Annotated in this window: 24 protein-coding genes; 14 read left to right on the plus strand and 10 right to left on the minus strand. The window is 68.4% G+C overall.

Annotated features, from left to right (window positions below; translation table 11 throughout):
• Positions 1-96: 96 nt before the first annotated feature.
• Positions 97-846 carry an anti-sigma factor family protein gene (locus PI246_RS14355; protein WP_320551991.1) on the minus strand — a complete coding sequence of 250 codons (750 nt, stop codon included), beginning with the start codon at positions 844-846 and terminating at the stop codon, positions 97-99.
• Positions 843-1,358 (minus strand): sigma-70 family RNA polymerase sigma factor, encoded by a 516-nt coding sequence (locus PI246_RS14360; RefSeq protein ID WP_320551992.1) that lies wholly within the window; start codon positions 1,356-1,358, stop codon positions 843-845. The genes PI246_RS14355 and PI246_RS14360 overlap by 4 nt, the downstream gene beginning before the upstream one ends.
• 128 nt (positions 1,359-1,486) lie before the next feature.
• Here PI246_RS14360 and PI246_RS14365 point away from each other — a divergent pair, with 128 nt between their 5' ends.
• From PI246_RS14365 to PI246_RS14375, 3 genes are read left to right on the plus strand one after another with little or no spacing between them, the layout of a single operon-like run.
• Positions 1,487-2,557 carry a catalase family peroxidase gene (locus PI246_RS14365; RefSeq protein ID WP_320551993.1) on the plus strand — a complete coding sequence of 357 codons (1,071 nt, stop codon included), beginning with the start codon at positions 1,487-1,489 and terminating at the stop codon, positions 2,555-2,557.
• A complete protein-coding gene (locus PI246_RS14370; RefSeq protein WP_320551994.1) occupies positions 2,554-3,093 on the plus strand; it encodes a cytochrome b in 540 nt (179 codons plus the stop codon). Before PI246_RS14365 ends, PI246_RS14370 begins: the two co-directional genes overlap by 4 nt.
• Positions 3,094-3,125: 32 nt before the next feature.
• Positions 3,126-4,154, plus strand: a complete 1,029-nt coding sequence (locus tag PI246_RS14375) for an aminopeptidase (RefSeq protein ID WP_320551995.1) — start codon at positions 3,126-3,128, stop codon at positions 4,152-4,154.
• Between the two features lie 158 nt (positions 4,155-4,312).
• Here the strand turns inward: PI246_RS14375 and PI246_RS14380 are convergent, their stop codons facing one another.
• Positions 4,313-5,122: a cytochrome c gene (locus PI246_RS14380; protein WP_320551996.1), complete on the minus strand. Its 810-nt coding sequence runs from the start codon at positions 5,120-5,122 to the stop codon at positions 4,313-4,315.
• Positions 5,123-5,223: 101 nt separating this feature from the next.
• Between PI246_RS14380 and PI246_RS14385 the strand changes: the two genes are divergently transcribed.
• Positions 5,224-5,607 carry a thioredoxin family protein gene (locus PI246_RS14385; protein WP_320551997.1) on the plus strand — a complete coding sequence of 128 codons (384 nt, stop codon included), beginning with the start codon at positions 5,224-5,226 and terminating at the stop codon, positions 5,605-5,607.
• On the plus strand, positions 5,604-6,785 hold the full coding sequence (gene pncB / locus PI246_RS14390; RefSeq protein ID WP_320551998.1) for a nicotinate phosphoribosyltransferase: 1,182 nt from the start codon (positions 5,604-5,606) through the stop codon (positions 6,783-6,785). Before PI246_RS14385 ends, pncB begins: the two co-directional genes overlap by 4 nt.
• Before the next feature lie 37 nt (positions 6,786-6,822).
• On the opposite strand, the gene PI246_RS14395 is transcribed toward pncB, so the two are convergent.
• The 3 genes from PI246_RS14395 to PI246_RS14405 form a co-directional block, all read right to left on the minus strand.
• Positions 6,823-7,626 (minus strand): MetQ/NlpA family ABC transporter substrate-binding protein, encoded by an 804-nt coding sequence (locus tag PI246_RS14395; protein WP_320551999.1) that lies wholly within the window; start codon positions 7,624-7,626, stop codon positions 6,823-6,825.
• Positions 7,627-7,709: 83 nt separating this feature from the next.
• Complete coding sequence (locus PI246_RS14400) at positions 7,710-8,384, minus strand: methionine ABC transporter permease (protein ID WP_320552000.1); 675 nt, start codon at positions 8,382-8,384, stop codon at positions 7,710-7,712.
• The gene (locus tag PI246_RS14405) at positions 8,381-9,385 is read right to left on the minus strand and encodes a methionine ABC transporter ATP-binding protein (RefSeq protein WP_320552001.1); all 1,005 of its coding nucleotides are present in this window, start codon (positions 9,383-9,385) and stop codon (positions 8,381-8,383) included. Before PI246_RS14405 ends, PI246_RS14400 begins: the two co-directional genes overlap by 4 nt.
• 111 nt (positions 9,386-9,496) lie before the next feature.
• On the opposite strand from PI246_RS14405, the gene PI246_RS14410 reads away from it, so the two are divergent.
• Positions 9,497-9,979 (plus strand): glutathione peroxidase, encoded by a 483-nt coding sequence (locus PI246_RS14410; protein ID WP_320552002.1) that lies wholly within the window; start codon positions 9,497-9,499, stop codon positions 9,977-9,979.
• Between the two features lie 191 nt (positions 9,980-10,170).
• Here the strand turns inward: PI246_RS14410 and dacB are convergent, their stop codons facing one another.
• Together dacB and PI246_RS14420 are read right to left on the minus strand one after the other, a co-directional pair.
• Positions 10,171-11,574 (minus strand): D-alanyl-D-alanine carboxypeptidase/D-alanyl-D-alanine endopeptidase, encoded by a 1,404-nt coding sequence (gene dacB / locus PI246_RS14415; RefSeq protein ID WP_320552003.1) that lies wholly within the window; start codon positions 11,572-11,574, stop codon positions 10,171-10,173.
• Entirely contained in the window at positions 11,562-12,344 is a 783-nt protein-coding gene (locus tag PI246_RS14420) for an enoyl-CoA hydratase-related protein (RefSeq protein ID WP_407069822.1), read from the minus strand. Before PI246_RS14420 ends, dacB begins: the two co-directional genes overlap by 13 nt.
• 133 nt (positions 12,345-12,477) lie before the next feature.
• Between PI246_RS14420 and PI246_RS14425 the strand changes: the two genes are divergently transcribed.
• Genes PI246_RS14425 through PI246_RS14435 form a run of 3 tightly spaced genes read left to right on the plus strand, consistent with a single transcriptional unit; the run spans position 12,478 to position 14,857 of the window.
• Entirely contained in the window at positions 12,478-12,723 is a 246-nt protein-coding gene (locus tag PI246_RS14425) for a FeoA family protein (protein ID WP_320552004.1), read from the plus strand.
• Positions 12,720-14,567 carry a ferrous iron transport protein B gene (gene feoB / locus PI246_RS14430; protein WP_320552005.1) on the plus strand — a complete coding sequence of 616 codons (1,848 nt, stop codon included), beginning with the start codon at positions 12,720-12,722 and terminating at the stop codon, positions 14,565-14,567. The genes PI246_RS14425 and feoB overlap by 4 nt, the downstream gene beginning before the upstream one ends.
• The gene (locus PI246_RS14435) at positions 14,564-14,857 is read left to right on the plus strand and encodes a DUF6587 family protein (protein ID WP_320552006.1); all 294 of its coding nucleotides are present in this window, start codon (positions 14,564-14,566) and stop codon (positions 14,855-14,857) included. Before feoB ends, PI246_RS14435 begins: the two co-directional genes overlap by 4 nt.
• Before the next feature lie 10 nt (positions 14,858-14,867).
• On the opposite strand, the gene PI246_RS14440 is transcribed toward PI246_RS14435, so the two are convergent.
• On the minus strand, positions 14,868-16,310 hold the full coding sequence (locus tag PI246_RS14440) for a phospholipase D-like domain-containing protein (RefSeq protein ID WP_320552007.1): 1,443 nt from the start codon (positions 16,308-16,310) through the stop codon (positions 14,868-14,870).
• A gap of 56 nt (positions 16,311-16,366) precedes the next feature.
• On the opposite strand from PI246_RS14440, the gene ispG reads away from it, so the two are divergent.
• The 4 genes from ispG to PI246_RS14460 all read left to right on the plus strand — a co-directional run bounded on the left by ispG (position 16,367) and on the right by PI246_RS14460 (position 19,303).
• Positions 16,367-17,626, plus strand: coding sequence for a flavodoxin-dependent (E)-4-hydroxy-3-methylbut-2-enyl-diphosphate synthase (gene ispG / locus PI246_RS14445; protein WP_320552008.1), 1,260 nt, complete (start codon positions 16,367-16,369; stop codon positions 17,624-17,626).
• Positions 17,627-17,718: 92 nt separating this feature from the next.
• Positions 17,719-18,549: an aldo/keto reductase gene (locus PI246_RS14450; protein ID WP_320552009.1), complete on the plus strand. Its 831-nt coding sequence runs from the start codon at positions 17,719-17,721 to the stop codon at positions 18,547-18,549.
• Between the two features lie 76 nt (positions 18,550-18,625).
• Entirely contained in the window at positions 18,626-18,916 is a 291-nt protein-coding gene (locus PI246_RS14455) for a hypothetical protein (protein ID WP_320552010.1), read from the plus strand.
• A gap of 72 nt (positions 18,917-18,988) precedes the next feature.
• Entirely contained in the window at positions 18,989-19,303 is a 315-nt protein-coding gene (locus PI246_RS14460) for a hypothetical protein (protein ID WP_320552011.1), read from the plus strand.
• Between the two features lie 6 nt (positions 19,304-19,309).
• Here PI246_RS14460 and PI246_RS14465 read toward each other — a convergent pair whose 3' ends face one another.
• Positions 19,310-20,011 carry a YdcF family protein gene (locus tag PI246_RS14465; protein WP_320552012.1) on the minus strand — a complete coding sequence of 234 codons (702 nt, stop codon included), beginning with the start codon at positions 20,009-20,011 and terminating at the stop codon, positions 19,310-19,312.
• 159 nt (positions 20,012-20,170) lie between these two features.
• Here PI246_RS14465 and PI246_RS14470 point away from each other — a divergent pair, with 159 nt between their 5' ends.
• Positions 20,171-20,794: an XrtA/PEP-CTERM system exopolysaccharide export protein gene (locus tag PI246_RS14470; protein ID WP_320552013.1), complete on the plus strand. Its 624-nt coding sequence runs from the start codon at positions 20,171-20,173 to the stop codon at positions 20,792-20,794.
• The last annotated feature ends 29 nt before the right edge of the window (positions 20,795-20,823 follow it).

Below are 20,823 nucleotides of genomic sequence, written 5' to 3' on the forward strand. Positions count from 1 at the left end.
CCGGCTGGCGCCGGATCGCGAGCAAGGCGGGATGCTACCGGGCGTCGCAAGCGCGAGCCTGGGGGCCATCCGGCCTGCCGTCGCGACGTCGGGCCCCTAGATCGACCGCCCTACCACCCGCTGGGCCGCCATCCGGCCCGGGGTATCCGCCAGAGCTACTACGGCGTAGTTGTGCCCGCCGCGCGACCAGTAATCGGCGAGGAGGCCGTCCTGCTCCCGCTGGCCGCGTGACAGCATCCGGCGCGAGGGCCCGGGCGGGCGGACATAGAAGCTCACCGTGTGCCCGGCGCCATCATCGTAGAGCAACATCGCCGCCGGCCCCTGCGCGGTCGCGAACAGCCGGCCGCCCATCGGCCGGAACCCCGCGTCAGCCAGGTCCGGCAGATGCACGTCCGGATCCACGCGACCGGCGACCCACGCACGCAGGTCGTTTTCGTTGGCGGTGGTGATGTCCATGCCCAGGCCATGATCCATGGCGAGCAGCCGATAGGCCTGCATCGCATCGGCCATCGGCAGCGTCTCGCCCGCGCCCAGGCCACGAAGCGCCCAGCCGGCCAACCCGCCGCCCAACAGGCAGAGCATGAGTGACGCGGCCATCGCGGCCCATCCCGCCCGGCGTCGCCGCTGCCTCGATCGCACCGCCGCCGGGTCGAGGCTGGCTGCCGGCGCGAGATCGCCCGCCAGTTGGGCGCGTAGCTGCTGCGCATCGTGGCGCCACGCGCGCACTTCCCGTTCGAGGTCGGGATGGCGAGCCAGGTAACGTTCGACCTCGCCGCGCGCGGGGCCATCGAGGTGACCATCCACGTAGGCATGGATATCGTGTTCGCTGGGAGGCGTCGTGCTCATTTCATGATCCGCAGGGCCGGTGACTCGGGGATGGCACCCTCGCTGAGGTCGCGCAGGGCCCGTCGGGCGCGTGACAGCCGCGACATGACGGTGCCGATGGGAATCCGCAGGATGTCCGCGACTTCCTGATAGCTCATGCCCTCGACCGTCACCCAGAGCAGCAGACTGCGTTGCTCCACGGGTAGGGCGGCGAAGGCGGCCAGGGTGGCGTGGGCGACGGCCACGCGTTCGGCTGAGGGCCAGGTCAGCTCCTCGCGCGACTGGGCGCCGAGGAACCGCGCATGAAGCGATGCCCGTCGCTTCCCGTCGAGGTAGATCCGATAGAGGATCGCAAACAGCCACGCGCGAAGGCTCTCGTGCTCCCGACGGCTCGACCAGCGCGACAGCGCGCGTTCCACGGTCGATTGCACCAGGTCGTCGGCCGCGCCCGGATCGCGGGCGAGCCATAGGGCGAATCGCCGCAATCGCGGCAACTGGCCGCGCAGGGCGTCGTCGATGAGAGGATCGGTCATGACCGGCAACGTGGAATCGGGTATGCCGTGGGACGGCTGGCGGATGGAATTATTCCGTCAGGCGTGAATAAAAGTCGCGGGCGTGCGTCCCACCATGAACACCCGACACGGACACGGAGACCTGACCCATGCAAAAGACCCCATCGGCCCCACCCACGGCGCGCCAACCCTGGCGTTGGATTCTCATCGCCGTCGCGGTGGCGGGATCGGCGGCGGCGTTCGGCTACGTGGGCGGCTGGCTGGCGCCGGGCCGTCTCACCTCGTCACGGATGATCGATACACTCCAGGCCAACGGCGGCGTACATCCGACCTACCGTCGCAACCATGCCAAGGGTATCTGCGTGGCGGGTTACTTCGAGTCCAGCGGCGCCCTGGCGGCCTATTCGTCGTCGCCCCTGTTTGGCCCGGGCCGCACGCCCATGGTGGGGCGCTTCGCGCTCCCCGGCGGCAATCCCTACGCCCCCGACAGCTCGGTGCCCATCCGCAGTTTCGCGCTGCGTTTCGACCTTGCCGATGGCGAGCAATGGCGCACGGGCATGAACGCCATGCCGGTCTTTCCGGTGTCCACGCCTGAGGCGTTCTATGAGCAGCAGGTGGCGAGCCAGCCGGATCCGGCCACCGGAAAGCCCGACCCCGCTCGCATGAAGGCGTTTTTTGCGGCGCATCCGGAAACCTCGGCGTTCCTCGCCTGGATCAAGACGGCCAGGCCGTCGGCCAGCTACGCGACGGAGACCTACGACAGCGTCAATGCCTTCTACCTTCGCGACAACGCCGGCGAACGCCACGCGGTCCGCTGGCGCGTGGTGCCGGAGGCATCCGACGCCGGAGCCGTGCCTGGCACCCCGAATTACCTGGACGACGATCTTGTCCGGCGTCTGGCGGGTGGACCGTTGCGCTGGCATCTGGTCATGACCTTCGCCGATCCCGGCGACCCGGTCGACGATGCGGCGCATGCGTGGCCCGCCGGCCGCAAGGCCGTGGATGCCGGAACGGTCGTCATCACCCGTGAAACCGCGCAGGACTCGGGCCCGTGCCGGGACGTCAACTACGATCCGACCGTGCTGCCCCATGGCATCGAGCCCTCCGCTGACCCTCTCCTGGCCGCGCGTTCGGCGGCGTATGCGGAATCCTACCGGCGGCGCACCGCCGAAGAAGCCCACCTGCCGGGTGCGGCATCGGCCGGGGAGGCCTCGCGATGACTACCTCCCCGATGTTCCACCCCGTCGCGCGGGTCCTGCACTGGCTGATGGCGGTCATGGTGCTGGCCATGCTGTTCATCGGCGCCGGCATGGTCAGCACGCTGTCGGAGAAACACACCTGGCTCCTGGCGATCCACAAGCCCCTGGGCATGACGGTGTTCGTACTCGCGTTGGTCCGGCTGGCGTTTCGCCTGACCCACCGCGCCCCGCCGCTGCCCGCGGACCTGCCCCTGTGGCAGCGGTTCGCGGCGCACGCGTCGCACTGGCTGCTCTACGGCCTGATGATCGCCATGCCGCTGATCGGGTGGGGCATGCTGTCGGCGGGCGGGTATCCGGTCAGCCTCGGCGAGGGCGTGCGGCTGCCGTCGATCCTCCCTGCCGATCCGGTGCTCTTCGCCTGGCTGCGAGGCGCTCATCGCTACCTCGCGTGGCTGTTCTTCCTGACCTTTCTCGCGCACATGGGGGCGGCGCTGATGCACGGGCTCATTCGCCAGGACGGTGTGCTGCGTAGCATGACCATCCGCCGAAGGCGCTAGCGACCCGGCGCGCATGCCCGCACAATGCGGACATGCGCGTCCTCCTGATCGTCTTCGCCGTGCTGCTGGCCGGCTGCCGCTCGCTCGGCTATTACGCGCATGTGGCGCACGGGCAAGCATCGCTGCTGATGCATCGGCGTTCCATCGACGCCGTCGTGGCCGACCCGGCGACGCCCGACGCGACCCGACGCCGTCTTGCCCTCGCCAGCGAAGCACGACGGTTCGCGTCGTCCGCGCTGCATCTGCCGGACAATCGCAGCTACACCTATTTCGTGCAGCTCGACCGCCCGTGGGTGGCGTGGAATGTGTTCGCGACGCCGCCCTTGTCGGTATCGGCTGTGCTGCATTGTTTTCCGGTGGCCGGGTGCGTGGCGTATCGCGGGTACTTCCGTGAAGACCTCGCCCGTCGCGAGGCCGCGCGGGAAGCGGCACTTGGGCACGATGTGGCGATCGGCGAGGTGCCCGCGTATTCCACGTTGGGGTGGTTCGCCGATCCGGTGGTGAGCAGCATGCTTCGTTGGGATGACGACACGCTGGTGGGCACGATCTTCCACGAGTTGGCGCACCAGAAGATCTACGTGAAGAACGACTCCTCGTTCAACGAGTCGTACGCTAACTTCGTGGAGAACGAAGGCGTGCGCGAATGGCGCCGCGTGCGCGGGCTTCCCGCGCCCGACGCGCGCGGCGACCGGCTCGACCATGATTTCACCGTGCAGGTGCTCGCGCTGCGTGATCGTCTAAAGGCGCTTTACGCCGAACCCTGGAGCGATGACGCCAAGCGTGTCGCGAAGGCTGAAGCGTTCGAGGTGTTTCGCGGGCACTACGTCGCGTGGCGGCAGGATGACGCCGATGGCGACCGGCGCTACGACCGTTGGATGTCGCAACCGCTGAATAATGCGCGCCTGTTGCCGTTCGGGCTCTACGATACGTGGGTGCCGTCGTTCGACGCGTTGTTCCAGCGCGAGGGGCGTGACTGGCCTGCGTTCTTCGTGGCGGTGAAGCGTCTGGCCGCCTTGTCGCCGGGCGAACGCACGCGGGAGCTCGAGCGGTTGAAGCCGTGAGGGGCGTCGGTGCTGGGTCGCATGCGGGGTAGGGGGGCGTATCCGCGAACCCGGCGGGTCGCCACCGGGCGGGTGATGCCGTCACTCGCACGATGCCGGCTGGCGCCGGATCGCCGATGCGATGGCTCCCGCCCCGTCCAGACCCTGGCAACGGCCTGTCATGGCTGCACCTTTCGCCCCGCCATGTGCTTGAGATACGCCTCCAGATCGTCAAGGTCACGATCGGACAACACGTGGGTATCGAACCCCGGCATCTTCGACTGCGGCCACCGGCGAAGGTTCTGCGGGTTGCGTACGAGAGTGCGGAACATGTCCGCGCGCAGGTATTCGGTGGGGCTATGCGGGATGTTGAGGTCGGGTCCGAGCTTCGCGTCGCCCTGGCCGTTCAACGTGTGGCACGTCATGCAGTGGCGCTGGAACACCGCGAAACCCCGCACGGGGGCGGCATCGGCGCCCAGGCGTGGATCGGGGCGCATCGCGGGAAACCGCTTCGCGGGGTCCGGAAGCACTTTGATCGTCGCGATCTGGTAAGGCCATTGCTCCGGGCCCACGGGCCCCTTGTCTGGATCGATCCACACGAGATAGAACGGCCCCGCGCTGGGCTTGCCTGCGCCCAGGGGCGGCCAGGCCGCGCCATCGGGTTCGACGGCGAGCCACGCGTGCGCCCCGTGCCCGTCGATGATCAGCGACGCGGGGATCTCCGCGGCGAATCCGTCGCGCGCCGTGAACTGGAGGTGCGCATCCGCCGGCACGCCCGGGAGCAGGGCCTTCATGGGCACCGCCCGGTAGGTGCGCGTCGCGTGGTAGGACACGTCACCAGGCACGCGGATGTCCCGTGCGTCCGGCCGGGAGAGCAACTCGGTCGTGGTCCACGCACGTACACCGCGACCGGTATCGACGGCAAGGGTGTCCGCACGGGCCAGACCCATGGCGCCCAGGTACGCGAGCATGACGATGAGAAAACGCACGGGCCGACCTCTTCCTGGCGGGCGACGGAATGTCGCGCTACTCTCGAATTATGGCCTCGCCGCCCTCAGATGGGCATTTCGACCCGATCACGGATTCACGCATGGCCGATTCTTCCGTTCCCGAGTTCTTCGAGCGCTTTCCGATGCCGCGCATCGACAGCGCCGGGCTCGACGCCGAGCTCGCGGTCGACGACCAGCGCATCGTCATCCTGTTCCTCTGGGGCCGTGACTGCCCCAACTGCGACATCGCCAAGCGGCAGATCCTGCTGACGCCGGAACGATTCCAGCGCCGGGACGTGCGTTGGCTGCACGACAACGTCTACGATGATCCAATCATGGCCACCCGTTTTGGGTTGCACGGCATCCCCGCGTTCTTCCTGTTCCACCGCGGCCGGAAGCTGGGTCGGATCACCCCGTGGCCGGGTACCGATCGCTTCCTTGAGGCGGTCGATCGGCAGGTGGCGCTTACCGGGGCGCATGCATGATCATCCGCTCGTTGCTCGACACCGATCTGTACAAGTTCACGATGATGCAGGTGGTGCTGCACCAATACCCCGCGGCGCAGGTCGAATACCGCTTCCGCTGCCGCACACCGGGCATCGATCTGGTGCCGCTGGTCGGCCGCCTGCGTGACGAGATCGATGCGCTGTGCACCCTGCGGTTCACCGATAGCGAACTGGACTACCTGCGCGGCCTGCGCTTCATCGACAGTGACTTCGTCGACTTCCTCGGGCTGTTCCAGCTCAACGCGAAATACGTGACCGTACGCCCGTCGGACACGGCCCAGGGGGAGATCGACCTGGTGATTTCGGGACCGTGGCTGCACACGATCCTGTTCGAAGTGCCGCTGCTGGCGATCATCAACGAACTCTACTTCGCCAGCGCGCATCCGACCATCGACCTGGGGGAGGGCAGGGCGCGGCTCCACGACAAGATCGCGCGCCTGCGCGACACGCCGGGCTACGAGCGGGTACGTGTCGCCGATTACGGCACGCGTCGGCGTTTTTCGCGTGACTGGCACGAGGAGGCCCTGGGCATCATGCAGGCCGGCTGGGGCTCGCAACTGGCCGGCACCAGCAACGTGTGGTTCGCCATGCGCCAGGGGCTCGTGCCCATCGGCAGCATGGCGCACGAATACCTGCAGGCGTTCCAGTCGCTTGGTCCGCGCCTGCGCGATTCGCAGACGGCGGCGCTGGAGGCGTGGGCGAGGGAATACCGGGGCGACCTAGGCATCGCGCTGTCTGACGTCTACGGCATGGATGCCTTCCTGCGCGACTTCGACATGTATTTCTGCAAGCTCTTCGACGGAGCCCGCCACGATTCAGGCGATCCCTTCGACTGGGGTGATCGCATGCTCGCGCATTACGAGGCCAATCGCGTCGATCCCCGCACGAAAACCCTCGTTTTCAGCGATGGCCTCACCATTCCCCGGGTGATGGAGCTTTACAAGCACTTCGAAGGGCGATGCCACCTGTCGTTCGGCGTGGGCACCAACCTTACCAACGACATGGGCCCGATGCCGCTCAACATCGTCATCAAGATGACCCGGTGCAACGGCCAGCCGGTCGCCAAGCTGTCGGACTCGCCGGGAAAGAGCATGTGCGACGATCCGGATTACATCGCCTACCTGAGGCGGGTGTTCGATTTGCCTGCGGCGGCGTGAATCGTCGCGGCGGTGGGCGCGGCTCGCGCCCACCGCGTCAGAACGCCGGCACCACGGCGCCGCCGTAGGTCTTTTCGATAAACGCCTTCACGTCAGGCGAGGTCAGCGCCTTGGCGAGTTTCTGCATGCGCGGATCGTCCTTGTTGTCCGGCCGGGCGACGAGGAAGTTCACGTAAGGCGACTGCTTGTCTTCGATCAGCAGGGCGTCCTTGACCGGGTTCAGCTTCGCCGCCAGCGCGTAGTTGGTGTTGATGAGGGCGAGATCGACCTCGTCCAGCACGCGGGGAAGCATGGCCGCTTCGAGCTCACGAAACCTCAGGTGTTTCGGGTTGGACGAGATGTCCTTCAACGTCGCGAGGCGATCGTTCGGGTTTTTCAGCTCGATCAGGTGGTGATGGGCCAGGAGCAGCAGGGCGCGGCTGTTGTTGCTGGGATCGTTGGGGATCACCACGTTCGCACCGTCGGGTAGCTGGTCGATCGAGGTGAATTTGCGCGAATACGCCCCGAAGGGCTCGATGTGCACGCCCACGACCTTCACCAGGTCGGTGCCGCGCTCCTTGTTGAACGCGTCGAGGTAGGGCTCGGTCTCGAAGAAATTCGCGTCGATCTGCTTCTGCGCCACCTGCATGTTCGGCTGTACGTAATCGGTGAAGACCTTGATCTCGAGGTTCACGCCCTGCTTCGCCAGCAGGGGTTTGATCTCTTTGAGGATCTCCGCGTGCGGCACCGGCGTGGCGGCGACGGTGAGCGGGGCGTCCGCGTCGGCCTTGCCGCCCCCGTTCGAACAGCCGGCCACTGCCAGGGCGAGGGCGGCGGCGAAGGGCAGGAGGTAGTTCTTCATGGCGGTGTCCGTGGGCGGCGTGTTGCGGTGCGCCAGCATAGACGTCCATACGTCCGGATGCAAAAACCTGCGCCCGGACGTGTTCAGCGCCGACTGTAGCGGGCCACGAGGCGATCGCCGAGCATCTGCAGCACCTGCACCAGTACCACCAGCAGCACGACCGTCACCAGCATGTAGTCGGATTTGTAGCCGTTATAGCCGTATTGATAGGCCAGCGCGCCGAGGCCACCGGCGCCAACGATGCCGCCCATCGCGGTGTAACCGACCAGGGCGACCGCGGTGACCGTGGTCGCCGCGATGAGGCCCGGCCGCGCCTCGGGCAGCAGCACGCGGGAGACGATCTGCCAGGTGGTGGCGCCCATGGCCTGGCTGGCTTCGATGACACCGCGATCCACTTCGCGCAGGGCGGTTTCCACCAGGCGCGCGAAGAACGGCGCCGCGCCGATCACCAGTGGCACGATGGCGCCGCGGATGCCGATGCTTACGCCGGTGATCGCCTTGGTCAGCGGAATCAGCAGGATCATCAGGATGATGAACGGGATCGAGCGCAGCACGTTCACCACCACCGACAAGGCGCCATAGAGCCCCGGGCGTGCCTGCGCCTGTCCGCGTGAGGCGAGAAACAGCCAGATGCCGAGCGGCAGGCCGAGGGCGAGCGTGAACACGAGCGAGCCGCCGAGCATGGCTAGGGTATCGAGACAGGCCTGGCCGATCTCGGCCCAGTCGATGTTGGGGAAGAGGGTCTGCATGAAGCTCATCGGGCGATCTCCTCGACATCCACGCCAGCCGTGCGCATCTGGGCGAGGGCCTCGTCGAGGCGTTCGCCCTGCATCGCCAGGGTGAGCTGGCCGTAGGGAGTGTCCTTGATGCGGTCGACGCGCCCGGACAGCAGGTTGTATTCGACGCCGGTGTCGCGCACCACCCGCGAGAGCAAGGGCGAATACGTGGTGTCGCCACGGAACGACAAGCGGAAGAGCCGCCCCGGCACTCCGGGATAGTCCGGACCGCGGCCTTCCCGATGGTCGGCCTCGGCGACGAAGCGTCGCGTGGTGGGGTGTTGCGGGTGCAGGAACACCTCGGTGACCGCGCCCAGTTCGACGACGCGGCCGGCATCCAGCACCGCCACGCGATCGCAGACACGGCGGATCACGTCCATTTCGTGGGTGATCAGGACGATGGTGAGGCCAAGGCGTCGGTTGATGTCGGCCAGCAATTCGAGCACCGACGCGGTGGTTTGCGGATCGAGCGCGCTGGTGGCCTCGTCGCACAACAGGATCGACGGCTTGCTTGCCAGCGCGCGCGCGATGCCCACGCGCTGCTTCTGGCCCCCCGATAACTGCGCCGGGTATTTGCGGGCGTGATCGGACAGCCCGACCAGGGCCAGCAGCTCGGCCACCCGCGCATCGATCGCGGCGTCGTCCATGCCGCCGTGGAGGCGCAGCGGGAAGGCCACGTTGTCGGCCACGGTGCGCGACGCGAGCAGATTGAAGTGCTGGAAGATCATGCCGATGCCCGCACGCAGGCGGCGCAGGTCGGCGCCATCGGCGTGGGTGACGTCGCGGCCATCGATCAGCACCTGGCCGGAGGTCGGGCGCTCGAGCAGGTTGATCAGCCGCAGCAGGGTCGACTTGCCGGCGCCTGAGTGGCCAATGATGCCGAACACTTCGCCCCGGGCGATCTCCAGATCGACCGGATGCAGCGCCGGAACGACCGAGCCGTCGACGCGATAAGACTTGGAGGCGGCTGCGAAGCGGATCACGATGGGGTGGTTCTGGCCGGAAAGGCACCCATGGTAGCCCATGCATGGCGACGCGCGGACGGGCAGTCAGATTGTAGACTGCGCGCTTTCCCGGACGTCCGAGGTTCAGCCGTGACCAACATCTACGATTTCTCCGCCCGCGATATCGAAGGCAACGAGCGCTCGCTTGCCGAGTTTCGCGACAAGGTGTTGTTGGTCGTAAACGTGGCGTCCAAATGCGGCTTCACGCCGCAATACAAGGGCCTGGAGGCCCTGCAGCGGGCGTATCAGGCGCGTGGCTTCGAGGTGCTGGGTTTTCCCTGCGATCAGTTCGGCCACCAGGAGCCGGGCGATGAGGCGGAGATCCGCGATTTCTGTTCGCTGACCTACGAGGTGACCTTTCCGATGTTCGCCAAGGTCGACGTCAACGGGGAGCGCGCGCATCCGCTTTACCGCTGGCTGAAGTCCAGCAAGAAGGGATTGCTCGGCACCGAGGGCATCAAGTGGAATTTCACCAAGTTCCTGGTGGATCGGCACGGCGAGGTGGTAGAGCGCTACGCGCCGACCGACACGCCGGAGAAGATCGGCAAGGACCTTTCGAAGATGCTGGGCTGAACCGTTTCGCCAGGCGCCGGTGCGACGCATCGGCTGCCCCCGATGCCGGCTGGCGCCGGATCGCCGATGCGATCGGCTCCCATCCCTTTGGTAGCCACGGTCGTGCCTCGGTCAGCGTAGTAGCGGACCGGGTCCGCGACCCCTCGCACGGCCACGGGGCGACATGACGCCGTCTCCCTGTGCGATGCGCGTCACAACCTCCCCGTCGCCTCAGCCAGCATCAGGGCGATGGCGTCCACCTCGGCCGCCATCGGCGCGGCGCCGGAGGCGGGACGGTAGTTGTTCAACAGGATCACGAACGCCAGCCGTTGCCCGCCGCGCGTGGTGACGTAGCCCGCGAGGGCATCGACGAAGCTCATGCTGCCCGTCTTGGCGCGCACATTGCCCATCGCGGCCGTGTCGCGCATGCGCCTCGCGAGGGTCCCATCCACGCCAGCGACCGGCAGCAGGTTGCGCCAGGATGCCGCGAGCGGCGACGCGTCCATCCGCACGAGCAGATGCACGAGCGCATCGGCCGTGGTCAGGTCATGGCGCGACAGGCCCGTGCCTTCCACCAGCGTGGCCGAGGACGGACCGATGCCTTGCGCCGCCAGCCAGCGCGCGAGCGCGGTCGCCGCCCGTTCTTCCGTAGGCTTCTGCGCATCGTCCGAGGCGAGCCCCGTCAGCAGGAAGACGCTCTGCAGGTAAAGGTTCTGCGAGCGCTTCAAGCCCTCGCGCAGCAGATCGATCAGCGGCGGGGAGGGCAGCGACGCGAGGGTCTGGCCCGTCGGCGCGGCCACCGGCCAACGCACGCTGCGCGCTTCGCCATCCACCCGGATGCCCCGGCGCGCCAACGCCGACTGCAAGCGTCGCGCGGCGGTAAGGGCCGGGTCGGGTAGCGACAGCTTCTGTCGCCCGGATACGTCCCCGAGCACAAACAGCGTCGCCTGGCCCGTCTCCCGGTAGAGGTCCGGCACCGTGGCGGCCTGGGGCGCGATGGCGATCGCCGCGTCGGCCGGTGTCACGCTGACGTCGCCGCCGGTCACGCGTGCGGTCAGGGTGTTCTCATCGATATCCAGGGCACCTGTGGACGCACCGTAGGCATACGCCAGGTCGTCTACCTCCCAGCCGCTGCCATACGGTGGCCCCGCGAATGCCGTGTCGTCGCCGACGATGCCGCCGTCGACGCGCTGGATGCCGGCCGCCTCCACCTGGCTTGCCAGCGCGTCGGCCCAGGCGTTGCCCGCCAGGGTCGGGTCGCCGCGGCCCCGAAGCACCAGTGGCCCATGCAGGCTGCCACGCCGACGTTCGCCCGCCGCGATCACGTCGGTATGCGTGCGCGCCTCCGGGCCGAGTCGTTCCAGGGCGAACGCGGCCGTGTAGAGCTTGGCGGTGGAGGCGGGCAGCAGCAGTCGCTGCGCATCATGCCGGTAGACGACGTGCCCGTCGTCCAGTGACACCACCGCGATGCCCCATGACGCCGACGCGAAGCGCGGCTGGGCAAGATGCGCGTCGATACGCGCCGCCAGGTCGGCGCCCTGCGCGGGCAGCGCAAGCAGCAGCCCGGCCCATGGCACGAACCGCCGCGCCGCCCGTCGCGCGTTCAAGAGAGCCACGATGGCCGGTTCTTCGACAGGAACGCCGTCAGGCCGTCCTGTCCCTCGGGCGACACGCGCAGGCGCGCGATGAGCGCCGCGTTCTCCGTATCGACCAATGCCATGCCGGTGTCGGTCATGCCGCCCATCGCCAGGGCCAGCCGCTTGGCTTCGCCCTGGGCCACGGGCCCGCCCTTGCCCAGCAGACCCAGTACCGTGTCGACCGCGGCGTCCAGTCCGTCGGCGGGCACCACCTCGTGCACCAGGCCCATCGACCGCGCCGCCGGCGCGTCCACGATCTCGCCCGTCACGAACAGCCGCCGCGCCTGCCGCAAGCCGATGGAGGCGATCACGTAGGGCGAGATCACCGCGGGCACGAGCCCGAGCTTTACCTCGGACAACGCGAACTTGGCACTCTCCGCCGCGATCGCGATGTCGCAGCAGGCGACCAGGCCCACCCCGCCACCGAACGCGGCGCCATTGACCCGGGCCACCGTGGGTTTGGAAAGAAACTGAAGACGACGCATCAACCGCGCCAGGCGCAGGGAGTCCTCGCGGTTCTCCTCTTCGCTGGCGCCGGCCATGCCCCGCATCCAGTTCAGGTCCGCCCCAGCGGAGAAGCTCGCCCCGGCGCCGGTCAGCACCACCGCGCGCACGGCATCGTCGCGATCCAGCTCGTCGATCGCAGCCGTGAGTTCGGCGATCAGCGCGTCGTCAAACGCGTTATGGACCTCGGGGCGGCTCATGGTGAGGTGGGCGACAGGGCCCGAACGGCGCAGATCGACGGACATGGGCAGGCATTCCGGGAGAAAGGGATTCACGATCATAAACGCACCACCGCGTCTGTCGGTCGCACCCGGCCGTGGGATGCAGGCGGGGGACGAAGGGCATATAATGCGAACAGTTCTTATTTGAGTAAGCCCAGTGCGCCTCTCCGACGCGCCGAAAGGTGCCCAAGCCGTGGTCCAGTCCGTCACCGACGCCCATCCCGCCGACCCCATCGCGCAGCGCCTGCGCGACCTGGGCTTCGTCGCCGGCGAGCCGGTGCGGCTCGTCGCCCGGGGGCCGCTCGGCGGCGATCCGCTGCTCATCCACATCGGCTCGACGCGTTTCGCCCTGCGCCGCAACGAGGCCGACCGGATCGACGTGACGCTGGAGCACGCCGCGTGAGCGCCGGGTCCACGCGCATCGCCCTGGTCGGCAACCCCAACTGCGGCAAGACGGCCCTGTTCAACCAGCTCACCGGTGGCCGCCAGAAGGTGGCGAACTATGCCGGCGTGACGGTCGAACGCAAGGAGGGACGTTTCACCGCGCCTTCGGGCCGCACGTTACAGGTGCTCGACCTCCCCGGCGCCTACTCGCTGGACGCGACGAGCCCCGACGAGGCGATCACCCGCGACGTCTGCCTGGGGCGCTACCCGGGCGAGTCGGTGCCCGATCTCATCGTCTGCGTGGCCGACGCCACCAACCTGCGCCTGCACCTGCGCTTCGTTCTCGAAGTGCGCCGGCTCGGCCGGCCGATGGTGCTCGCGCTGAACATGATGGACGCGGCCCGGCGTCGCGGCATCGTCATCGACGTCGATGTCTTGTCGCGTCGTCTCGGCGTGCCGGTGGTGGAGACCGTGGCGGTCAAACGCGGCGGGGCGAAGGCGCTGGTCGAGCGAATCGACGACACGGTGCCCGACATCGCCCCGATGCCGTTCGACCAGGCCAACGTCGAACAGCTGCATGCCGAGGTGCGCGCGATCCTCGCCGAGACGGTCACCACGCCGCGCAGCACCGTCGCCGTCGACGACGCGATCGACCGCTGGGTGCTGCATCCGGTGTTCGGCCTTGGCATCCTCGCGGTGCTGATGTTCCTGGTCTTCCAGGCGGTGTTCTCCTGGGCCAAGCCGGTCATGGACGGTATCGAAGCCGGCGTGGCCGCCCTGGGCACGGCCGTGACCGGTTTTTTGCCCGAAGGCAGCGCGTTGCATAGCCTGCTCAACGACGGCGTGTTCGCCGGCCTGGGCGCGGTGCTGGTTTTCCTGCCGCAGATCCTGATCCTGTTCCTCTTCATCCTGGTGCTGGAGGAATCCGGCTACCTGCCGCGCGCGGCCTTCCTGCTCGATCGGATGATGTTCCGCGTGGGCCTGACGGGCAGGGCGTTCATTCCCCTGCTGTCGAGCTTCGCCTGCGCCATTCCCGGCATCATGGCCACGCGCAGCATCCAGGATCCCCGCGACCGGCTGACGACGATCCTCGTCGCGCCCTTGATGACCTGTTCGGCGCGCCTGCCCGTGTACACCCTGCTGATCGCGGCCTTCATCCCCGATCGTCGCGTGTGGGGCGTGTTCAACCTGCAGGGCATCGTGCTGTTCGTGCTGTATTTCGCGGGTATCTTCAGCGCGCTGGCGGTGGCCTTCGTCATCAAGCGCCTGCGCAAGGACAAGAGCGAACACGCGCTGCTCATGGAACTGCCCTCGTATCGCCTGCCGAACGTGCGCGACGTGGCGCTTGGCTTGTGGGAGCGCGCGCTCATCTTCCTCAAGCGCGTGGGCGGCATCATCCTCGCGCTCACGGTGCTGCTGTGGTTCCTGTCGAGCTTTCCGGGACCGCCCGACGGCGCCACCGCGCCGGCGATCGATTACAGCCTCGCCGGGCGGCTCGGCCGGCTGCTCGAATACGTGTTCGCGCCGATCGGCTTCAACTGGCAGATCTGCATCGCCCTCGTGCCCGGCCTCGCCGCGCGTGAAGTCGCGGTGGCCGCGCTGGGCACGGTGTACGCGATGTCGGGCAGCGACGACAGCGTCGCCTCGCAGTTGGGGCCGGTGATCGCGCATCAGTGGTCGCTCGCCACCGCGCTGTCCCTGCTGGCGTGGTACGTGTTCGCGCCGCAGTGCATGTCGACACTGGCGGTCATCCGCCGCGAAACCAATTCGTGGCGCAACGTGGCCGTGGCCGCGGGTTACCTGTTCGGCCTTGCCTACATGGGCTCGTTGCTCACCTATCAGATCGCGAAGGCGCTCTCATGACCCCTTTCGACATCGTCCAGGGCGTGGTGGTCGGGGTGGTGGTGCTGGCCAGTGCCTATGTGGCGTTCCGCAAGCTGCTGCCGAAGACATCCACGCGGACCCTGGCGGCGATATCGGCGAGCCTCAACCGCGACGGCCGGTCGGCGTGGCTGCGCCGCATGGGCCGCCGGCTCCAGCCTACCGCCGCCACCGGCAGTTGCGGCGACGGCTGCGGTTCGTGCAACAGTTGCGGGCCCGCACCGGTCGCGCGGGGCGATGCCCAGCCGCTGACCTTCAAATCCCGGCGCTGATATCGCGCTCCTACGGGTCGATCGTCCGGCGTCGGCGGCGCCGCAGGTTCCACCAACTCACGGCGAGGTTCACCGTGAACCAGGCACCGACCAGCGCCAGCGGCCATGCGATCACGGCGGGCCACACGATGGCCACCATCGTGAGCACCAGCGCCACGGCCGCGCCTGCCAGCAAGGGACCGCTTTCGGTATCCCCGAGCACGCGGTGCTGGGTGATCGCGGCGCCCACGGTATTGGCCAGGCGCAGGGCGCCTGCGGCGGCGCGGCCCGAACTGCCGCCCGCCCGTTTGGGCCTCGGGGGCCGCGGCGAACGGCTGCGCAGCCGCTCGTTGCCATGGCGGCGGCTACGCGGTCGCAGCAGGATTTCGGTGGCGTTTTCCAGGTCGGCTTCGTATTGCTCGGCCAGCTGGGCCGCGAACCCGGCGTCTTCGATGGCCACGTCGATCTCGCGATTGCTCAGCCAGCTGGCGATGTTCAGGTTGGACGAGCCCACGCGCGCCCACCGACCGTCGGCTACGGCCGTCTTGGCGTGCAGCATGGAGCCGTTCCACTCGAAAACGCGAATCCCCGCTTTGAGCAGGGGGCGATACCCGGAGCGCGACATGCCCGCGACCATGGGGATGTCGCTGCTGCCCGGTACCAGCAGGCGCACGTCCACGCCGTCGCGCGCGGCCGCCGACAGCGCCTGCACGTACGGGGCCACCCCCACGAAATAGGCGTCGGTCAGCCACAGTGTCTCGCGGGCCATCGCGGCCACCATCTGGTCCAGGCGATACATGCCTGCCGTACTCGGCTGGGTGGCGATCACGCGCAGGGACACCTCGCCCGCGGAGGCCGCGGCGGCCGGGGGAAGCCCCTCCGGAAGCGGCTCGCCGGCTTCGCGCCAGCTGTCGGCGAAGGCCTGCTCGATTTCCGCCACGGCGGGTCCGCGCAGCCTGACGCCCGTGTCGCGCCACGGCGGCACGCCGCGCGTCGCGTCGCCGAGCCACTTCTCGCTGATGCAGACGCCGGACAGGAAGCCCGTGTCGCCGTCCACCGTGAGCACCTTGCGGTGGTCGCGGCTGACCCAGCCGAAGGCGCTGCCGAGCCGGGGCGGGTTATAGATGCGCACGTGCCCCCCGGCCGCACGCAGGTCGTTCCAGAAGGCGTGGCGCGACTGGCCCAGGCAGCCGCCCCAGTCGGCGATGACGGCCACGAACACCCCGGACCGGGCCCGTTCCACCAGGGTGTCGAGGAAACGGCGCCCCACCGCGTCGTCGCGGATGATGTAGTTCTCCAGGAACACGTGGTGGCGTGCGCCGGCGATGGCCGCCAGCCAGGCGTCGTAATGGGCCTGGGCGTCGATGAGCAGGTCGACGGCATTGCCCCCGATCAGCGGGGCGCCGGCACTGCGGCTGAGGGCCTGTTCGGCGAGAAGGCGGTTGAAGAGGCCATGACGGTAGCGGACATTCATGCCGGCGAGTGTAGCCGTCCTCCGGGCTGTCACGCGCTTGCGCTAAAATCCCCGCTATGAGCGAAGACCTTTCCAGCCGCCCGCGTCCCGCGGAAGCCGCCTCCCGCCGCCCCAGCAAGGGCGTGCAGATCGAACGCGTGACCGTCGGCGGTGGCGCGCCCATCGTCGTCCAGTCGATGACCAACACCGACACCGAAGACCCGGTCTCCACCGCGCGGCAGGTGGCCGAGCTGGCCCGCGCCGGGTCGGAACTGGTCCGCATTACCGTGAATACGCCCGCCGCCGCCGCCGCCGTGCCGCGCATCCGCGAGCGGCTCGACATGATGGGCGTGTCCGTGCCGCTGATCGGCGACTTCCATTACAACGGCCATCAGCTGCTCGAAGCCGAGCCGGCCTGTGCCGAGGCACTGGCGAAGTACCGCATCAATCCCGGCAACGTGGGCTTCGGCAAGAAGAAAGACGCCCAGTTCGCTTCGATCATCGAGATGGCCATCCGCTACGACAAGCCGGTGCGCATCGGTGCCAACTGGGGCTCGCTCGACCAAGCGATGGTGGCCGCGCTGATGGACGAGAACGCCCATCGCGCCGATCCGTGGGATGCCGGCCACGTCGCCCGCGAGGCGTTGATCCGCTCGGCGCTGGATTCGGCTGCGCGCGCCGAAGACCTCGGCCTGCCGCGCGAACGCATCATCCTCTCGTGCAAGGTGTCCGGCGTGCAGGAACTCATCGCCGTCTATCGCGATCTCGCCCGCCGTGGCGACTACGCGCTGCACCTGGGCCTCACCGAGGCCGGCATGGGTTCGAAGGGCATTACGGCGTCCAGCGCCGCGCTGGCGGTGCTCCTGCAGGAAGGCATCGGCGACACCATCCGTATCTCGCTCACGCCGGAGCCGGGCCAGTCGCGCACCGGCGAAGTCATCGTGGCGCAGGAACTGCTCCAGACCATGGGGTTGCGCGCATTCACGCCGCTGGTCACCGCCTGTCCCGGTTGCGGCCGCACCACGAGCGAATTCTTCCAGGAGCTGGCCAAGACGGTGCAGACGCACGTGCGCGAGCGCATGCCGGAGTGGCGCGTGAAGTACGACGGCGTGGAAAACCTCACCCTTGCGGTGATGGGCTGTGTCGTGAACGGTCCGGGCGAATCCAAGCACGCCAACATCGGCATCTCGCTGCCGGGCAACGGCGAGGCCCCATCGGCGCCGGTGTTCATCGACGGCGAGAAAGCGATGACGCTGCGTGGCGACACCATCGCCGACGACTTCGTCGCGATCCTCGACGACTACGTCCAGACGCACTACGCGCCCCGCCACGACTGATTCGTGACGGGCGCGTGCCTGACGCGCCCGTCACACCCTGCATGCGCCGCCGTCGTCACGATGGCCGGCGGCTTCCAACGCAGGAGACAGACATGGCCCCCACGGTACCCACGCTGACCTTCCACGACGGTCACCACGCGCCGCAGCTTGGCTTCGGCGTGTTCCAGATCCCCAACGACGAGACCCGGGCGGCGGTGAAGACCGCGCTCGACAGCGGCTATCGCTCCATCGATACCGCAGCGATCTACGGCAACGAAGAAGGCGTGCGCCAGGGCATGGACGCCTCAGGCGTGGCACGCGACGAGATCTTCCTCACCACCAAGCTATGGAACTCGGAGCAGGGCTTCGATAGCACGCTGCGTGCGTTCGACCAGAGCATGAAGAAGCTGGGCGCGGACTACCTCGACCTTTACCTGATCCACTGGCCGACGCCGAAAAAGGATCGCTACCTCGATACGTGGAAAGCGTTCATCCGCTTGCGTGACGAGGGACGCATCCGCTCGATCGGCGTGTCGAATTTCCAGCCCGGGCATCTCGATCGCCTGGTGAAGGAGACCGGCGTCGTGCCGGTGGTGAACCAGATCGAGGTGCATCCGGACTTCGCCCAGAACGACGTGGTGGCGGCCAACCGTCAGCACGGTGTGATCACCGAGGCGTGGAGCCCGCTGGGGCAGGGGGGCGACCTGCTGAAGAACGATACGCTCGTCACGCTGGCGAAGCGGCACGGCAAGACGCCCGCGCAGGTCGTGCTTCGGTGGCACGTGCAGTTGGGCCACATGGTGATTCCGAAGTCGGCGACGCCCGAGCGCATCCGCAGCAACCTGCAGGTGTTCGACTTCGCGTTGTCGGCCGAGGACATGGCCGCCATCGCAATCCTCGACGCGGGCAAACGCATGGGCCCGCATCCCGACGAACTGAACTGACGGCGATCCGGGCTTCACGGGAGGCCCTTTAGCGTGAAGCCCGTACCGCCGCCGCGGTAGCCCATGGAGACCCGTCATGCGCGTTCGAATCGCTTTCCTTGCCGCGTGCCTGGCACCGGCCGTCGTCGTTGCCCAGGCCGCCAATCACCCTGCGGCCGCGCCGGCGACCCAGGCCACCGCCAACCCCGCGATGGCGCCGGTGCACGCCTCGACCGCAGCGAGCCGGCTGCCGCCGGTGCAGCCCGCGGAAGGCGTGACCCGGCATGTCCAACAGGCCGCGGAGCACGATGTCGATGCCGAGGGACACACGCTCGATCCGCACGGCAAGCCGGTCGGTCAGGCCCCCGCGCCCCCGTCCACGCGCTGAAGCGGCAGCAGGGTCGCACGCTCTTGCGGGGCTGCGTTACCATCGGCGGATAATCTCCGGCGGGACACGGGAATGAAACGAGCGGTCGCCATGGTCATCGTCGCGGCGTCCCTGGCGGGCTGCCAGGGCATGGGTGCCAAGATCGCCAGGCTCGATGTCGGCACCGATCGCGACGAGGTCATCGACCGCTTGGGGCGGCCCGATTCGGACCGCTCGATGGTCGGCTACGAAGTGCTCAGCTGGCTCGACCGGCGACCCTCGCGTTTCTCGTTCTCGCACAAGGACTACACCGTCGTGCTCAAGGACGGGAAAGTCACCCAGTTCGGCCCCGGACTGATCCGCCGCGATGGCAAGACCTCCTTGCAGATCGAAACCGACAATCCCTGACGCGCGTCACATCCAGCCGCGTCGGCGATAGATCCACGTCGCCACGTACTCGTGCAGGCTACGCGCCGTGAGGGTGAGCGCGTCGCGGCGAGGCAGCCAGGCGGGTGCGCGCCGCAATGCCGCCTCGTCGTCGTCGGATGCCGCGATGGGCCAGACCGCGAGGCCCTCGTGGCGGAAACAGGCCGCCGCGCGGCGCAGGTGCACCGGCGACGTCACCACGGCTACGGTGCGGATACCTTCCGCGCGCAGCAGCGTGGCCGAATCGCGCGCGTTCTCATGCGTGTCCGTGCTCGCATGCTCCACGCGCAGTCGCTCGCGCGGCACGCCCGCCTCCCGGTAACGCCGGGCCAGGTCATCCGCCTGGTCGCGGCCCGAGGCCATCAGCACCGGCGCCAGTCCGCCACGCCACCATCGCAGGGCGGTGCCGGCGCGGGTGTCGTCCGGTAGGGAGCCGTCGTGGGGCAGGCGTCCCCCGCCCAGCACCACGATCGCGCCGATCCGGGCGGGCCTGGGCGGCGTGGCGGGGAGGAGCCCGTCGCGCAGCGCCAGCGCAAGACCCGGGCACGACGCCAGCCAGACCCAGGCCAGTGCGAGGGTGCCTGTGACGAGGCCGGCACGCGGCCTGCGTCGGCTGACCAGGAGCAAGGCCAGCGTCCCCAGCAGCAACGACTGGATCGCCGGGTGCATCAGGCGGCTCGCGTAGTCCACGACGAAGGTGATAACCGCAGTTCGAAGGGCGCCTAGGATCGCGCGATCCGTGCGGCCCCGCCTTCGGTCGAACGGCATAGGCGGGCTGACGAATGGACGGCGCGAGGCGCCGGCAAGACGATACCGCTCGAATCGAAGCCACAGGGGCGGGTGATCGTCATGATGTATTTGTACCGTGTCGCCACGCTCGTCGCGGCCGTGATGCTGGCCGCGTGCGCGTCGGGTGGAAGCACGCTCCCGCCGCCGAAACAGGACGCGACCACGCCGGTGGTGGCGGCCTATCGCATCGGTGTCGACGACCAGTTGCAGATCACCGTCTGGCACAACCCCGACCTCAGCGTGAGCGTGCCCGTGCGGCCCGACGGCAAGATCACGGTGCCCCTCGTGGGCGACGTGGACGCGGGCGGTCGCACCACCGACGAGGTGGGCCGCGAGATCCAGGGCAAGCTTGGCCAGTACATCCGCGATCCGCAGGTGGCGGTGATCCTGACCGCCTTGCGCAGCCATGAATATCTCTCGCGGGTGCGGGTGACCGGCGCGGTGCGCTCGCCGATCTCCATGCCGTACCGGCAGGGCATGACGGTGCTCGACGCGGTACTCGCCGCGGGTGGCACCACCGAATTCGCGGCGCCGGACCGCACCGAACTGTTCCGCCACGACGCGACCGGCGCGACGCAGTCCTATGCCGTGCGCCTGGAAAGGATCCTCCAGCAGGGCGACCTGGCGAACAACTACCCGGTGCAGCCGGGCGACGTGATCACGGTGCCGCAGCGCGCCTTCTGATGAATCCGCGACCGGCGGCGAGGGGTATT

This window comes from Luteibacter sahnii (assembly GCF_034063545.1).
GTDB classification, from domain to species: Bacteria; Pseudomonadota; Gammaproteobacteria; order Xanthomonadales; family Rhodanobacteraceae; genus Luteibacter; species Luteibacter sahnii.

Coding starts and splice junctions, on each gene's coding strand:
- PI246_RS14355 (WP_320551991.1), bottom strand. CDS start 846: ATGAGCACGACGCCTCCCAGCGAACACGATATCCATGCCTACGTGGAT.
- PI246_RS14360 (WP_320551992.1), bottom strand. CDS start 1,358: ATGACCGATCCTCTCATCGACGACGCCCTGCGCGGCCAGTTGCCGCGA.
- PI246_RS14365 (WP_320551993.1), top strand. CDS start 1,487: ATGCAAAAGACCCCATCGGCCCCACCCACGGCGCGCCAACCCTGGCGT.
- PI246_RS14370 (WP_320551994.1), top strand. CDS start 2,554: ATGACTACCTCCCCGATGTTCCACCCCGTCGCGCGGGTCCTGCACTGG.
- PI246_RS14375 (WP_320551995.1), top strand. CDS start 3,126: ATGCGCGTCCTCCTGATCGTCTTCGCCGTGCTGCTGGCCGGCTGCCGC.
- PI246_RS14385 (WP_320551997.1), top strand. CDS start 5,224: ATGGCCGATTCTTCCGTTCCCGAGTTCTTCGAGCGCTTTCCGATGCCG.
- pncB (WP_320551998.1), top strand. CDS start 5,604: ATGATCATCCGCTCGTTGCTCGACACCGATCTGTACAAGTTCACGATG.
- PI246_RS14395 (WP_320551999.1), bottom strand. CDS start 7,626: ATGAAGAACTACCTCCTGCCCTTCGCCGCCGCCCTCGCCCTGGCAGTG.
- PI246_RS14400 (WP_320552000.1), bottom strand. CDS start 8,384: ATGAGCTTCATGCAGACCCTCTTCCCCAACATCGACTGGGCCGAGATC.
- PI246_RS14420 (WP_407069822.1), bottom strand. CDS start 12,344: ATGTCCGTCGATCTGCGCCGTTCGGGCCCTGTCGCCCACCTCACCATG.
- PI246_RS14435 (WP_320552006.1), top strand. CDS start 14,564: ATGACCCCTTTCGACATCGTCCAGGGCGTGGTGGTCGGGGTGGTGGTG.
- PI246_RS14440 (WP_320552007.1), bottom strand. CDS start 16,310: ATGAATGTCCGCTACCGTCATGGCCTCTTCAACCGCCTTCTCGCCGAA.
- ispG (WP_320552008.1), top strand. CDS start 16,367: ATGAGCGAAGACCTTTCCAGCCGCCCGCGTCCCGCGGAAGCCGCCTCC.
- PI246_RS14450 (WP_320552009.1), top strand. CDS start 17,719: ATGGCCCCCACGGTACCCACGCTGACCTTCCACGACGGTCACCACGCG.
- PI246_RS14455 (WP_320552010.1), top strand. CDS start 18,626: ATGCGCGTTCGAATCGCTTTCCTTGCCGCGTGCCTGGCACCGGCCGTC.
- PI246_RS14460 (WP_320552011.1), top strand. CDS start 18,989: ATGAAACGAGCGGTCGCCATGGTCATCGTCGCGGCGTCCCTGGCGGGC.
- PI246_RS14470 (WP_320552013.1), top strand. CDS start 20,171: ATGATGTATTTGTACCGTGTCGCCACGCTCGTCGCGGCCGTGATGCTG.